This is a genomic window from Alcaligenes faecalis (genome assembly GCF_002443155.1).
GTDB classification, from domain to species: Bacteria; Pseudomonadota; Gammaproteobacteria; order Burkholderiales; family Burkholderiaceae_B; genus Alcaligenes; species Alcaligenes faecalis.
In genome coordinates this window covers 1,317,609-1,332,251 of record NZ_CP023667.1, presented here as the reverse complement: position 1 = coordinate 1,332,251, position 14,643 = coordinate 1,317,609, and the positions used below count along the sequence as shown (strand labels likewise).

Sequence of the window (14,643 nt, the reverse complement as noted above, 5' to 3'; positions counted from 1 at the left end):
AGGACCCGTCCATGCACGTTGCCACACAGGAATTCCCCCGTATCTGGATCTCGAACAGCGCCCCTTCCAACTGGAAAGAGGAGCTGGAAACCTTGCTGGATCAAGGGCAGCGCTTTGTCTTGCTGACCCGAGAGCTGCCCGGCGCAGAGGATAGTTCGGACAAGGAGGAGTTCTCGCAATGGATCAAGGACAACCGCAGCCGCTTGAGCACCTCCTGTGCCGCCAGCCTGGTTGTCGTGAGCAATGCCTTGATGGCCTTTTCCCTGAATGCCTTTGTCGCCCCTTTAAGCGAGAAATTCGGCTTTCCGGTACGCGTCGTTCATGAGGGCGATCTGGACGCACAAGTGGCGGCATTTCTGGAAACCAAGCCTGAAATGGAAAACCACTAAGCAGCGCGGCTACATCGTAAAACGCGGACCCGCCGGACAAGACAGGGCCACTGATGACAGATGGCCCTGCTTGTTCTTATTCCATCTATCCAACATTCCGCTACACAGATTGCTCCACTAACAAAGCTGGAACTGCAACTTTCTGCGCTCTACGCTGTCCATTGTCTTTTCTGATTCTGGCTGTTACCCGTTTGAGTCTCTCCCAACCTTCTTCCAACTTGCCCCCGGTACTTGCGGGCCCTATTCTGCGTCGCCTGGATTCCCAGCGTTTAGTCCTCTGGCTGGTCGGCAGTTCCAGCTTGTCCCTGGATTTAATTCTGGAGCCGGAAGGCTGCCCTCCTCAACGTATCCCTCTGGATACCGATCAATGCCGGATTGTGCAGCTGGGCAAGCACGCCTTTATTCATTTCATTGATGTAGCACTTAGCGGCCCGCTTCCCCAGGACACGTTGGTGCACTACGATCTGATCCACTCAACAGCCAGCGGAACGGAACAAGGGATCGCAGACTGGTCCCCCCATTTATTGCATCAGGGACAGACCCGGCCCAACTTTGTGTTGGCCAGCCGCGCCGATAATCTGATGTTTGGTTCCTGCCGCAAACCTCATCACGCCTCCCGTGATGGCTTGGCACAGGCTGACACGGTACTGAGCGAGCGCATCCCTCAGGCCCAGGCCCGACCAGCCCTGCTCATGCTGTCCGGGGATCAGGTCTATGCCGACGATGTGGCAGGCCCCATGCTGGCGGCCATTCACTCCCTGATCAAGCGACTAGGCTTGTATGGAGAATATCTGGAAGGCGCGGTTGTCTCGGATAGCGAATCTCTTTATCGACATCCCGCCAGTTATTACCGGCGCGCAGATTTGCTGCCGGCCTTCAAATCCAACGAAGATCTGCGTGAGCGTTTTTTTGGTGGCGTAGAAAAGCCGATTTTCACCACCGCCAATGCCCACAATCATTTGGTGACGCTGGCTGAAGTCTTTGCCATGTACTTGCTGGTCTGGTCCCCCATTCCCTGGCAAATCATTGCCGAGCCCACTCCCCCAGCTCTGGAACCCAAACATCAGCAACGCTGGGAACGTGAAGCGGCCGCTCTGCAAGGCTTCCGTCAGGATTTGCCCCAGGCAGCCCGTTTGTTGGCGCACGTGCAAACCCTGATGATTTTTGACGACCATGACATCACCGATGACTGGAATCTGTCTGCCAAATGGGAAAGCGTCGCCTACGGCCATCCTTTTTCACGACAGATCGTGGGCAATGCCCTGGTAGCGTATACGTTGTGTCAGGCCTGGGGCAACCGCCCCGAGGTCTTTGAGTCCATACTGGACACGGTCACCGCCTGGACCCAATCGCCCGATAAGCATCAACGTCTTGAACACCACACACAGGACACGCTCATCAAGGAGTTGCTGGAGTTTCGTCAGTGGGACTATGTGCTGCGCACCCAGCCCACGCTGATTGTGCTTGATACACGCACGCGCCGATGGCATAACCGCCGCATGCCAAGCCGCCCTTCCGGCTTGATGGATTGGGAGTCCTTGACCGAGCTGCAGCACGAGTTGCTGGACGAACGTGCCGCCGTGATTGTGTCACCCACGCCCATGTTCGGCGTCAAGCTGATCGAGGTCATTCAACGAATCTGTACCTACGCAGGCTTTGCTCTGACGGTGGATGCCGAGAACTGGATGGCTCACCGGGGGGCCGCCAATACCATGCTGAATATCTTCAGGCATTCGCGCACTCCCGGTAACTACGTGATTTTGTCCGGAGATGTGCACTACTCCTTCGTCTACGATGTGCAGGTACGCCACAGCAAACATATCCCGCATATCTGGCAAGTGACCAGCAGCGGCATCAAGAACGAATTTCCGGAGGGGCTGCTGAACTGGCTGGATCGGCTTAACCGCTGGCTCTATTCCCCCCGCTCTCCCCTTAACTGGTTTACGCAACGCCGTGACCTGAGCATCAGCCCACGTCTGCCAGATCAGCGCAAGCATGGAGAGCGCGTCTGGAATGGTTCCGGCATTGGCCAGATCTGGCTGGATGAAGAGGGCCGCCCTGCCCGCGTCCTGCATCACAATGCCAACAAAAAGCCGCCTACCGAATTTCTGCACCCTGACCAGGAGCAAGATCGGTAAGGCGGCCAATGCCTGACTACAAGGGCAACAACAGGGTTTATTGACCCGCTACAGAGCTGACATAGGTGGCGACAGCATCACGCTCTTCGTCACTCATGGTTTGAGCAAAAGAAGGCATGGCACCCATGCCTTCTTTCATGACCTTCAGGATCTGCTCCTTGCCCGGCTTGAGTTCATCCAGATCCGGACCGATGGCCCCGGCTGAACCCGCATCAGCCAGGGTATGACAGACCGCACAGGCAATGGGCTTGGCGCCTGTCAGAAACAGTTCCTTGCCTTGCTCCTGAGCGTAAGCCTGGGTACTGAAAACAAATACAGATACTGCAGCAACGAGATATTTCTTCATGATTCCCTTCCATAACCGCCCCGAGCTGACGGGGCGGGTACAACATTCAAGACTTAAACTACCGTGACAGCCAGCATGTGGTCGCGCCAGCTATTGTTCAAATAGCCACGGTTATTGGCTACACGCTCTTCAGGCTGTGCCGTGCCTGCTTCGCTGGTCGCACGACTGGCAATCTCGTACTTGCCCGGTTTCAGATCCACGCCCACAACGAACTGACGCCACGCATATTTGCCCAGATCAGGGCCCACAAACGTCGCTTTCACCCAGTTTTTGCCGCCATCCACGGACACTTCCACCTCTTTGGCTGCCGTCATGCCCCCAAAGGCCAAGCCCTGGATCTGTACCTTGCCGGCCTTGAGCTCCTCACCCGGCTCACCGCTGGGGCTGGTCACCCAGGATTTGACGGGCATTTCCCAAACCGATTCCTGATTCGGGTTGGACTTTTCACCCACTGGCGCCAGGCGGTAGCTGTTTTGCTGAATGTTGGCGGCAGACTGCTCCTTGGTAAACGCCAGCTGCTTGATGTACTTGACGTTATTGACCCCGGTGTAACCCGGCACGACCAAGCGCAAGGGGCCGCCGTGGGCCAGAGGGATAGGCTGACCATTGATTTCCCAAGCCAGAATCGCGTCATCAATGGCTTCCAGCGGAATCGAACGCTCCACCATGATGGTGTTCGGGTCCAATCCCTGAGGAATCTCCTCGCCGCCTTGACCGGTCATGTACTTGGCACCCTCTTCCATGCCACCGACAGCCTCCAGCACAGCCTTGATCGGCACGCCAGTAAAGACCACACAGCCTGCTGCGCCTACGGTCCACTGTGTACCGCTGGGTTTCTCGGGGAAAAAAGCACGACCGTTACCAGAGCACTGCAGCACCATGGGTACGGCGACCAGACCCAGGCGTTTCAGCTCGGCCACGGTCATGTCTTTAGGATTCTTTACGCCCTTGATCGCCAATACCCATGCGTCTGGATCGGCGACGATCTGCTCGGACGGAGGAGCGACGTTATTGCGCACGAACAAGCGGTCCAGCGGTGTGATCAGACCCGAACCAAACGCGCTGCGCTTGGTTTCAATGGTGTTGGCACTGTGCACGATCAAGCTATCGGCATGTTTCCAGGATGCATAGGCTGGCAAGGCTTTAGCCTGCGTTTTCGCCTTTTCCTGGGCCAGTGCAGCTGACAAGGGTGTCAGGCTTGCCGTTCCCGCCAAGGCCATGACTCCGCCCGTGGACAAAAGCATGCGCCGGCGCGAGAGATTGCTAGGTTCCATGATCGCCTCCATGTGTGTTTGTTATCTGTAATTAATTTAGGCTTCGATTTTATGGGGGCACTATCTTTATAACCAGAAACTATAACCCTTATATATAACGCTCATATAGCAGCTAAAAGAAGAACACTAAAAACAGGAAACCCGCATACAGCATGGGTTTCCGAACACACCTTCCCCCAGTCAAAAACAGGAAATAAAACATGAGTTTTTTCTTGGGAGGCTAGGAAACCAAGAATGAGGAGCAGGAGAATTGAACTGCTTAATGCAAAAACCAGGCAAAAAAACGCGTCTGTTTGAAAACTCCCATGGCTTTGTGCGGCCATAAAAAAAGCCCCCGGAGTATCCGGGGGCCTTCAAACTGCAATCGACTGACTCAGTACCTATTTCGCTTATCAGCTCACAGGATCCAGCTTGGCAATGGCCAGGGCCAGAGTCTTGCTGCCGACTTCACGGAACTGAATCAAGGCCTGGGCATCATCGCCCTGACCGGTCAAATTAATAATGGTGCCTTCACCAAAGCGGTTGTGATGCACCCCCTGCCCCACACGGAAGGTCTGGCCATTCACTTCCAGCACGCTGGTGTGACTGCGACCGCCGTAAGGCTGGGCCGAATAGCTCTTGTCCTTGGACTCCCAGCTCTGACCACGACGGAATGCACCCGAACTGGCCTCTGACTGCATGGGCGAACTGGTATAGCGAGCCGACAACCATTTGATGTGTTGCTCCGGCAGCTCTTCCAGAAAGCGTGAACGCATGGCGTAACGCGTCTGGCCGTGCAGCATGCGGCTTTGTGCCAGGGTAATGTACAAGCGCTGACGTGCCCGCGTAATCGCCACGTACATCAAGCGACGCTCTTCCTCGATCCCACCGGGGTCGAACAAGCTGTTCTCATGCGGGAACAAACCCTCTTCCAGGCCGGTAATGAAGACCGCATCAAACTCCAGACCTTTGGCGGCATGGATCGTCATCAGCTGAATGGCGTCCTGGCCTGCCTGGGCCTGATTGTCCCCGGCCTCCAGAGAAGCATGGGTCAGGAAGGAGCCCAAAGGCGACATGGGAGCCAGCACGGAGGCAGTCGCTTGGTCCGGGTTCTGCATGGCCTGCTCGGACTCGCCCGCCACAGCTTCTGGGACTCGACCGGCTGGCAGCTCGGCAAAGCCTTCTTCACCCACAAACACCGTGGCTGCGTTGACCAATTCCTGCAAGTTTTCCAGTCGCTCGGCACCTTCGCGGTCGGCCTGGTAATGGGCCAGCAAGGTGCTATCGTGGACAACGTGCTCAATCAGCTCGGGCAAAGACAGGATCTGCGCCTGGCTGGCCATATCCTGAATCAGGTTCGAGAAACGCATCAAGCTGGCAGCCGCACGCCCTTGCAAATAGGGAATTGCACGCAACAGGCTGGTACCGCGTTCGCGCGCCAGATCAGCCAGTTGCTCGACAGAGCGGGCACCGATACCACGAGTCGGAAAGTTCACGACGCGCAGGAAAGCGGTGTCATCATCTGCGTTGTCCATCAGGCGCAAGTAAGCCAGTACGTGCTTGATTTCCTGACGCTCGAAGAAGCGGTGGCCGCCATACACTTTGTAGGGCAAGCCTTGGGAAAACAGCCTGTGCTCGATCACCCGCGACTGGGCGTTACTGCGATACAGAATGGCAATTTCACGACGTGGCTTGCCTTCAGCAATCAGGGCGCGGACTTCATCCACAATCCACTGAGCTTCCAAAGCATCCGAGGCCAGTTCGCTGATGCGTACCAGCTCGCCTTCGCCGCTATCGGTCCACAGATTCTTGCCCAGGCGACCACTATTGTTCTCGATCAGCGCGTTGGCTGAATCCAGAATATGGCCGCAGGACCGATAGTTCTGCTCCAGGCGTATTACATTGCCACGGGCATAATCGCGCTCGAAGTCGGCCATATTGCCCACGTTCGCGCCACGGAAAGCATAGATGGACTGATCATCATCGCCCACGGCAAACATGCAGGCCTGATCACCGGCCAAAAGACGCAACCAGCGATACTGCAGCACGTTGGTGTCCTGGAACTCGTCAACCAGAATGTGTTTGAAACGGCGCTGATAATGCTCACGAATGGGGGCATTGCGGGACAACAGCTCGTAGGCACGCAGCAATAGCTCGCCAAAGTCCACCACACCCTCACGTTCGCACTGCTCTTGATAAAGCTGATAGAGCTCGATCAGGCGGCGGCGGTGGGGGTCGTGAGCTTCCAGGTCGCCAGGACGTTGGCCATCTTCTTTACAGGCGTTGATGAACTTCTGAATTTCCTTGGGCGGAAATTTTTCGTCGTCCACATTGTTGGCCTTGACCATGCGCTTGATGGAGGCCAACTGATCTGCCGTATCCAGGATCTGGAAAGTCTGTACCAGACCGGCATCACGGTAATGCATGCGCAGCAAGCGATTGCACAGGCCGTGAAAGGTCCCGACCCACATTCCGCGGGTATCGATAGGCAATAAAGAAGTAAGCCGCGTCAGCATTTCGCGCGCGGCTTTATTGGTGAAGGTAACAGCAGCAAGGCCATGTGGGCTGACCTGCCCGGTCTGGATTAACCAGGCCATTCGAGAGGTCAGTACACTGGTTTTTCCGCTACCGGCTCCGGCCAGCACCAGGGCATGGCCAGAGGGTAAAGTAACGGCGGCTCGCTGTTCCGGGTTTAAGCGATCCATCATGCCGCGTAGCGGCGCAGACGCAAGGCGAACTGCTCAAGACTTTCAATACCACTTTGCTGAGCGCGCTGGCACCATGCGCGCAGGTCGGACAGCAACTGCTCGCTGGAGGCGCTGGAGCTTTCCCAGATACCGGCCAGTTCACGCTGCATGCGAACCAGGATGGACAGGCGGGAATCGCCAGCCGCTACCGTTTCCAGTTCAGCGCGCTGCTCGGGAGCCAGCACATCGTCGCCACGACCAATCCAGTCATTGCAGCTTTCCAGCAGGGACCAGGAGCAATTCGGATTGTCCTTGTTCACCTGTGGTTTCAGACGGGCAATCTCTTCCGAGGCCGTGGTTTTGATGATGTCCGCATAGCGGGCCAGAATTTCGTAGCGGTGAGTAATCACGCCCTGCAAGGTGGCCAGGCTGATGCCTTCCAGCGGAGCATTCGAAGGCACGCTAGGCTCCAGACGCAGCTTGGGAGCGACCTTCTTGACCTTGGCCAGACCCAGTGCCTTGAACACCGAGATGTAGCACCAGCCCAAGTCAAATTCGTACCATTTGCTGGAGAACTTGGCGGACGTACCGTAAGCGTGGTGGTTGTTGTGCAGCTCTTCACCACCAATGATGATGCCCCAAGGGAACACGTTGGTGCTGGTATCAGGGCTGGCAAAGTTGCGGTAACCGATAGCGTGACCCAGACCGTTCACCACACCGGCAGCCCAGAAAGGAATCCAGGCCATCTGGATAGCCCAGACAGTCAGACCCAGCAGACCGAACAGGAACAGATCAATACCCAACATGATGGTAATACCCAACATGCTGTATTTGCTGTACAGGTTGCGTTCGAGCCAGTCATCGGGGGTGCCGTGACCGAAACGCTTCAAGGTTTCAGGGTTGGTGGCTTCCTGACGGTACAGTTCTGCACCACGGAAGAACACCTGGCCCAGACCAAAGACCACAGGGGAATGGGGATCGCCTTCACGTTCGCATTTGGCGTGGTGCTTGCGGTGAATCGCAACCCATTCTTTTGTGACCATACCGGTGGTCATCCAGAGCCAGAAACGGAAGAAATGCATCAGCGCTGGGTGCAGGTCCAGCCCGCGGTGCGCCTGACTGCGGTGGAGAAATACGGTAACTGACACAATAGTGACATGAGTCACCGCCAGAATGACGAGAGTAAGCTGCCACCAAGACAGTTGCAGCCATCCGTCAGCAAGAAAAGAAAGAAACGATTGCATAGACCCTTTTAGACCTGATCTTTGTGTTAAGGGAAACCGGAAAAGTGTAGCCCACCTAACCAGTTAACAATAACACTATTTAAGGACGAACTTGCTTTAAATCAAGCACTTTCCGTGATTCGTTCAAGTGCCGCACCAAAGAAACAGTCGGTTTGGTGACGGTCCGTGCGCAGATTCAAATAAGGCCCCTCTAGCGCGAGGGCCGGACATTTGTCCTTCAAGATTTCCCGGGCATCCAGCAGCTTGAACTCGGGATGTTTGTCCAAGAACGCCTGCACTTGCTGCTCGTTTTCTTCAGGCAAGAAACTACATGTTGCATAAACCAAACGACCTCCTGGTGCGACGCAAGCCGCAGCTTGCTCCAGAATGTCGGCCTGCATCTGAGTGTACTGCTCCAGAGCTTGGGGGTGTTGACGCCACTTAAGATCAGGATTTCGACGTAAAGTTCCCAAGCCGCTGCAAGGGGCGTCGACCAATACGCGCTGTGCCTTGCCATGCAGGCGGCGAACACGCTGGTCGCCCGCTTCCTGAATCACGACAGGCACCACATTGGACAGACCAGCACGAGCAAAGCGCGGTTTGGCCTTGTTCAAACGGGTTGCGGACACGTCAAAGGCGTACAAACGGCCTGTGGAGCGCATCAGGGCGCCCAGCAGCAGGGATTTGCCACCAGCACCGGCGCAGTAGTCAATAACCATCTCGCCACGGCGAGGCTCCAGCAAGGCGGTCAGCAACTGGCTGCCCTCTTCCTGAATTTCCAGCTCGCCTTTCTCATACTGTGGCCATACTGCGACAGATGGGCGGCCTTCAATACGGATACCCCAAGGCGAAAACGGCATGGCAACGGGTTTGAAGCGCGCCATGGGGCCGTTTTGCAGCTGACGCAATACGGCGTCACGCTCGGCTTTCATGGGATTGACGCGCAGATCCAGCAAGGCCTGCTCGTTCATGGCGGCCATCAGCTTGTAGGAATCCGGGATCTCTTTCAGACGCTCTTCCAGCCACTCGGGCAGGCTCAGGCGCACGCCAACCGGCAGACCGTCCACATTCAGGGCACGGATATGGCCCAGCCACTGGCGCTCTTCTTCCGTCAGACCCAAAGACAGGGATTCCTGACCGATGGCGGTAGACAGGCCCAGAATGGCCAGACGACGGGTGGATGGGCCTACGCCGCTTTCCGCCCAGTTACGGTACTGACGCAGGTGGCGCAGCACATCAAACACGGCCTCGCGAATCTCGGCACGGTCACGCGAGCCCATTTTGGGGCGTGTACGCGCCCAGCGTGTCAAGGCCAGGTCGGCGGGGTGCTTCCACTGCAAAACTTCACCCAGGGCGCTGGAGACCTGCTCCAGACGGCGCTGTGCCATCGCTCCCGGCTCGGGTGGACCCGAGGGTTTGTCGCGGCGTGCTGCATAAGGGCGACCACGCGCCCCGGACTCGTTACGTTGGGCAGACGAGGACGGGCGCTTGCGGTCCGAGCGGCCGCGGGATTGTTGGTGATCAGACATGAATATTCAAAAATTCCAAATAGCCCGCTCAATCAGGCGGGGAAATAAAAGCCGCGATGCGCAAGTCCGGCAACCTCGACACGGCCATCAGCCTGCAAACGCACCCGTCCCTCGATCAGCCAGCGTACGGCCTCGGTATAGACGTGGTGTTCAGTTGCCAGAACGCGCTCTGCCAGGGTTTGGGCATCATCGTCGTGCAGGACGGGCACGATAGTTTGAGCAATGATGGGACCATCATCGAGCACAGGGGTCACAAAGTGCACCGAGCAGCCGTGAAACTGCACGCCCGCGTCAAGTGCCTGTTGATGGGTATTCAAACCGGGAAAGCTAGGAAGCAAGGATGGGTGTATATTGATGAGCTTGCCTGCATAGTGCTGAACAAAACCTGTGCTCAGGATGCGCATGAATCCCGCAAGTAGAACATAATCTGGCTGGTAGCGGTCGATCACGCGTGCCAAAGCCTGGTCAAAGGCTTCACGTGTTGCAAATTCGCGATGCGAAACCGTCTCGGTAGGCAGCCCTTGACGCTGCGCCCATTCCAGTCCGGGCGCATCGCCCTTGTTAGAGATGACCGCCTCGATACGGCCATTTAAGCCCGCTGTCTTGATCAGTTCGCCTATGGCCTGCAAGTTGGAGCCCCGGCCTGAAATAAGCACAACAAGGCGACAAGGTAGGGTGGAATCGGTCAAAATCCTGTTTCCCGAGAAATAACGAATCCAAAATTGTAAACTCTCGCTTGTGAAATCTGATCTAAAACTCTATCGCTCTCTGCCGCGGCGCAACAGCACGGCCCGCAGCGCTGTCACCATTGGCAATTTTGACGGGGTCCACCTGGGCCATCAGGCCATCTTGCATCGCGTCAATGAAGTGGCGCGCCAGCAGGACCTGAGCTCCTGTGTAATGACCTTCACGCCCCACCCGCGCGCCTTTTTTGCGCAGCGCGGCCAACGGCCCGAACTGATCCCCACACAGATCAGCGGCCTGCGCGACAAGGTCGAAGCCCTGCATCAATGCGGCATTGAACAAATTTATCTGGCTCGCTTCAATCAGGCCATGGCCGATATGTCGGCCGCTACCTTTATTGACGAGATTCTGGTCCAGGGTCTGAACACCGGCTGGTTGCTGGTGGGCGAGGATTTCCGCTACGGCCACAAACGGGCCGGTGACATTGAAATGTTGCGCGAAGCGGGCAAGCGCCATGGCTTCAGCGTCGAGACCCTGCACGATGTGGCCGATGCCGATGGCCGCCGCATCTCCAGCTCGGAAGTGCGCACCGCCCTGGCCGTGGGCCAGCTGGACCGCGCCCGTGCCCTGCTGGGCAAACCCTTTCATATTAGTGGTCATGTCATTCATGGCCAGAAGCTGGGCCGGGACATTGGCTACCCGACCTTGAACGTGCGTGTTCCCGAACACTGTGCCGCCCGCTCAGGCGTGTACGTGGTCCGGGTTCACGGACTGACCGGACAGGCTCTGCCCGGCATTGCCTCCTTGGGGGTACGCCCAACCGTCATAGACCAGGGACGGCTGCTGTTAGAGGTGCATTTACTGGACCAACGCCTGGATGCTTACGGTAAACTTGCCCGTATAGAATTTCTGGAATTTGTCAGGGACGAGGAAAAATTCCCGGACCTCATCACAATGATCGCCGCCATCGACAACGATGCACAACGCGCTCGCGACTACTTTGCTTCAAATGGACTATAAAAACTCTCTCAATTTGCCCGACACCCCCTTTCCCATGCGTGGCGACCTCGCCAAACGTGAGCCGGGCTGGATTAGCCAGTGGGAAGAAAACAAAGTCTATGCAGCAATTCGGCAAGCCAGTGCCGGTCGTCCCAAATTTATTTTGCACGACGGCCCTCCCTATGCGAACGGCGACATTCACATTGGCCACGCGGTCAACAAGGTTCTGAAAGACATCATCGTCAAAAGCCGCAATATGGCCGGCTTTGACGCGCAATACGTGCCCGGCTGGGACTGCCACGGCATGCCCATTGAAGTCCAGATCGAAAAGAAATACGGCAAGAACCTGCCTGTGGCGGAAGTTCAGGCCAAGGCGCGCGCCTACGCTCTGGAACAGATCGACAGCCAGCGCAAGGACTTCAAGCGTCTGGGCGTGCTGGCCGACTGGGACCTGCCTTACCTGACCATGAACTTCAGTAACGAAGCCGACGAGCTGCGCGTGCTGTCCAAGATCATGCAAAAAGGTTTCGTGTTCCGTGGCCTGAAACCCGTGAACTGGTGTTTTGACTGTGGTTCCGCCCTGGCAGAAGCCGAGGTTGAATACGCGGATCGCACCGACCCGTCCGTGCACGTAGCCTTCCCCTTCGCGCAAAAAGACAAGCTGGCTGCCGCCTTTGGCGTGGACAGCGTGGACGATGGCGCCATCGTCATCTGGACCACCACTCCCTGGACCATCCCTGCCAACCAGGCGCTGAACGTACACCCTGAAATCAGCTACGCCCTGGTGAAACTGGACAGCCCACGCGCTACCGGCTCCATGCTGATCGTGGCCGAAGAGCTGGTGAAATCCTGCCTGGAACAATGGGGCCTGAGTGGCCAGGTTGTAGCCACCGCCACCGGCGAAGCCCTGAACCTGATCGAATTCAATCACCCTCTGGCCCACGTGGACGCAGGCTACCAACGCCGCTCCCCTGTGTACCTGGGCGACTACGTCACCCTGGACAGCGGTACGGGCGTGGTGCACTCGGCTCCTGCCTACGGTATTGAAGACTTTATCTCCTGCAAAGCCCACGGCATGAAGGACGACGACATGCTCACGCCCGTGATGGGCAATGGGCATTACGCCGAGAATCTGCCCCTGTTTGGCGGCCAGATGATCTGGAAGGCCAATCCGCAAATCGTGGAAGCCTTGCAGAACGCCGGTACTTTGCTGAAAACCGAACAGCACCCGCACAGCTACATGCACTGCTGGCGTCACAAGACGCCCATCATCTACCGTGCCACCAGCCAATGGTTTGCCGGTATGGACAAGGAAAACAGCAGCGGCCGTACCTTGCGTGAAATGGCTCTGGAAGCCATTGATAACACCGAGTTCTACCCCTCCTGGGGTCGTGCCCGCCTGCACGCCATGATCGCTAACCGCCCCGACTGGACCTTGTCGCGTCAGCGCCAATGGGGTGTGCCCATGGCTTTCTTTGTGCACAAGGAAACGGGTGAACTGCATCCCCGCACGCCCGAGCTGATGGAGCAAGTGGCCGAGCGCATCGAAAAGAGTGGTATCGAGGCCTGGCAAAACCTGGACCCACGCGACCTGCTGGGTGACGAGGCCGATCTGTACGAGAAAAACCGCGACACGCTGGACGTATGGTTTGACTCGGGCACCACGCACGCCACCGTGCTGGGTGGCAAGGATCACACCACCCACGGCTCGCACGCTGACAAGCTGCAATGGCCTGCCGACCTGTACCTGGAAGGCTCGGACCAGCACCGCGGCTGGTTCCACTCGTCCTTGCTGACCGGCTGCATGCTGTATGGCCGCGCACCCTACAAAGCCCTGCTGACCCACGGTTTCGTGGTGGACGGCAATGGTCGCAAGATGAGCAAATCGCTGGGCAATATCATCAAGCCGCAAGAAATTGCCGACAAGATGGGTGCCGAGATCATGCGCCTGTGGGCCGCCTCTACTGATTACTCGGGCGAGCTGTCCATCTCCGACGAAATTCTGAAGCGTGTTGTGGAAGGCTACCGCCGTATCCGCAATACCTTGAAGTTCCTGCTGGGCAACCTGGCCGACTTCGACGTCACCCAACATGCTGTGCCTGTTGATCAACTGACCGAAATCGACCGCTACGCCCTGCAAATGACCGCCGACATGCAGGCCGAGTTGCTGGAGCACTACAAGCGTTACGAGTTCCACCCCATCGTGGCTCGCTTGCAGACCTTCTGCTCCGAAGACCTGGGCGCGTTCTATCTGGATATTCTGAAAGACCGTCTGTACACCACCGCCAAAGATGGCCAGCCACGTCGTTCGGCTCAAACGGCGCTGTACCACCTGACACAAACCCTGCTCAAGCTGATGGCCCCTATCCTGTCCTTCACGGCAGAAGAAGCCTGGCGTGACATGCACGGTGGTACGGTTCCTAGCGGCACCATCTTCACCGAACTGTTCCATGTCCTGCCCGAGCAAGGCGAACAATCGGCACTGAGCAGCAAGTGGCAACGCCTGCGCGCCATCCGTGCCGACGTGATGCGCCGCATTGAAGATGTACGTAGCACCGGCGCCATCGGTTCCTCCCTGGCTGCCGAAATCGACATCTACGCCAACGGTCAGGATCTGGAATTCCTGCAATCTCTGGGCGAAGATCTGCGCTTCATGCTGATCGTCTCGCGCGCCGATGTACATGCAGGCGAAGGCGATTTGCGCATCGACGTTACCCCTACCGAACAGGCCAAATGCGAGCGTTGCTGGCACCACCGCCCAGACGTAGGCCAGAGCGCCGAGCACCCCACCCTGTGTGGTCGTTGCGAGGACAATCTGTTTGGCGAAGGCGAAGTACGTCACCATGCCTGATAAGGACATGGCCCCTTCTCCCGGCCAGGCCCGGCTGCCCTCGCGGCAGTTCTGGGCCTGGATTGGTCTGGCCGCCTTTATTGTCGGCCTGGACCAATGGACCAAACAGTATTTCGACACCAACCTGTTCTATCAGGAACGTTGGAATATCCTGCCCTTTTTTGATTTCACCCTGCTCTACAACCCCGGCGCGGCATTCAGTTTTCTGGCCGGTGGTCAGGGCTGGCAGCGCTGGTTCTTTGTAGGCATTGCCGCTGTCGCCACGGTCTTTATCGTGACCATGCTGCGCCGCTCGGCCAAGCAGCCCTTGTTTTGCCTGTCGCTAAGCCTGATTCTGGGTGGTGCTATCGGCAACGTGGTGGATCGCCTGATGCACGGACACGTGGTAGATTTTCTGCTGTTCTACTGGAATCAATCCTACTTTCCGGCCTTCAATATTGCCGACGTCGCTATCAGCTGCGGCGCTGCCCTGTTGGTGCTGGACGAGTTCATGCGCATGCGCCGCAACAAACGACAGCGCTCCTGAGTCTGTAAGGATCATGTC

The 14,643-nt window shown here is 57.3% G+C and carries 11 protein-coding genes; 5 read left to right on the top strand and 6 right to left on the bottom strand.

The window, feature by feature from the left end; genetic code table 11:
• Positions 1 to 11: 11 nt before the first annotated feature.
• Both CPY64_RS06110 and CPY64_RS06105 read left to right on the top strand, forming a co-directional pair.
• On the top strand, positions 12 to 389 hold the full coding sequence (locus CPY64_RS06110) for a hypothetical protein (protein WP_042487840.1): 378 nt from the start codon (positions 12 to 14) through the stop codon (positions 387 to 389).
• Between the two features lie 191 nt (positions 390 to 580).
• Positions 581 to 2,527 carry a metallophosphoesterase family protein gene (locus CPY64_RS06105; protein ID WP_042488021.1) on the top strand — a complete coding sequence of 649 codons (1,947 nt, stop codon included), beginning with the start codon at positions 581 to 583 and terminating at the stop codon, positions 2,525 to 2,527.
• Between the two features lie 37 nt (positions 2,528 to 2,564).
• Here CPY64_RS06105 and sorU read toward each other — a convergent pair whose 3' ends face one another.
• The 6 genes from sorU to purN form a co-directional block, all read right to left on the bottom strand.
• Positions 2,565 to 2,873, bottom strand: coding sequence for a SorU family sulfite dehydrogenase c-type cytochrome subunit (gene sorU, locus CPY64_RS06100; protein ID WP_052159170.1), 309 nt, complete (start codon positions 2,871 to 2,873; stop codon positions 2,565 to 2,567).
• Positions 2,874 to 2,926: 53 nt separating this feature from the next.
• Entirely contained in the window at positions 2,927 to 4,147 is a 1,221-nt protein-coding gene (gene sorT, locus CPY64_RS06095; RefSeq protein WP_171902921.1) for a SorT family sulfite dehydrogenase catalytic subunit, read from the bottom strand.
• 392 nt (positions 4,148 to 4,539) lie between these two features.
• Positions 4,540 to 6,834, bottom strand: a complete 2,295-nt coding sequence (locus CPY64_RS06090; protein WP_026482876.1) for a UvrD-helicase domain-containing protein — start codon at positions 6,832 to 6,834, stop codon at positions 4,540 to 4,542.
• Positions 6,831 to 8,057 (bottom strand): DesA family fatty acid desaturase, encoded by a 1,227-nt coding sequence (locus CPY64_RS06085; RefSeq protein ID WP_021446741.1) that lies wholly within the window; start codon positions 8,055 to 8,057, stop codon positions 6,831 to 6,833. The genes CPY64_RS06090 and CPY64_RS06085 overlap by 4 nt, the downstream gene beginning before the upstream one ends.
• Before the next feature lie 101 nt (positions 8,058 to 8,158).
• Positions 8,159 to 9,424, bottom strand: coding sequence for an RsmB/NOP family class I SAM-dependent RNA methyltransferase (locus tag CPY64_RS06080; RefSeq protein ID WP_042488026.1), 1,266 nt, complete (start codon positions 9,422 to 9,424; stop codon positions 8,159 to 8,161).
• A 173-nt stretch (positions 9,425 to 9,597) separates the two neighbouring features.
• Positions 9,598 to 10,254, bottom strand: coding sequence for a phosphoribosylglycinamide formyltransferase (gene purN, locus CPY64_RS06075; protein ID WP_042487843.1), 657 nt, complete (start codon positions 10,252 to 10,254; stop codon positions 9,598 to 9,600).
• Between the two features lie 49 nt (positions 10,255 to 10,303).
• On the opposite strand from purN, the gene CPY64_RS06070 reads away from it, so the two are divergent.
• Genes CPY64_RS06070 through lspA form a run of 3 tightly spaced genes read left to right on the top strand, consistent with a single transcriptional unit; the run spans position 10,304 to position 14,625 of the window.
• On the top strand, positions 10,304 to 11,269 hold the full coding sequence (locus CPY64_RS06070) for a bifunctional riboflavin kinase/FAD synthetase (protein WP_042487846.1): 966 nt from the start codon (positions 10,304 to 10,306) through the stop codon (positions 11,267 to 11,269).
• Positions 11,259 to 14,099, top strand: a complete 2,841-nt coding sequence (ileS, locus tag CPY64_RS06065) for an isoleucine--tRNA ligase (protein WP_042487849.1) — start codon at positions 11,259 to 11,261, stop codon at positions 14,097 to 14,099. The genes CPY64_RS06070 and ileS overlap by 11 nt, the downstream gene beginning before the upstream one ends.
• A complete protein-coding gene (lspA, locus tag CPY64_RS06060) occupies positions 14,092 to 14,625 on the top strand; it encodes a signal peptidase II (protein ID WP_042487852.1) in 534 nt (177 codons plus the stop codon). The genes ileS and lspA overlap by 8 nt, the downstream gene beginning before the upstream one ends.
• The last annotated feature ends 18 nt before the right edge of the window (positions 14,626 to 14,643 follow it).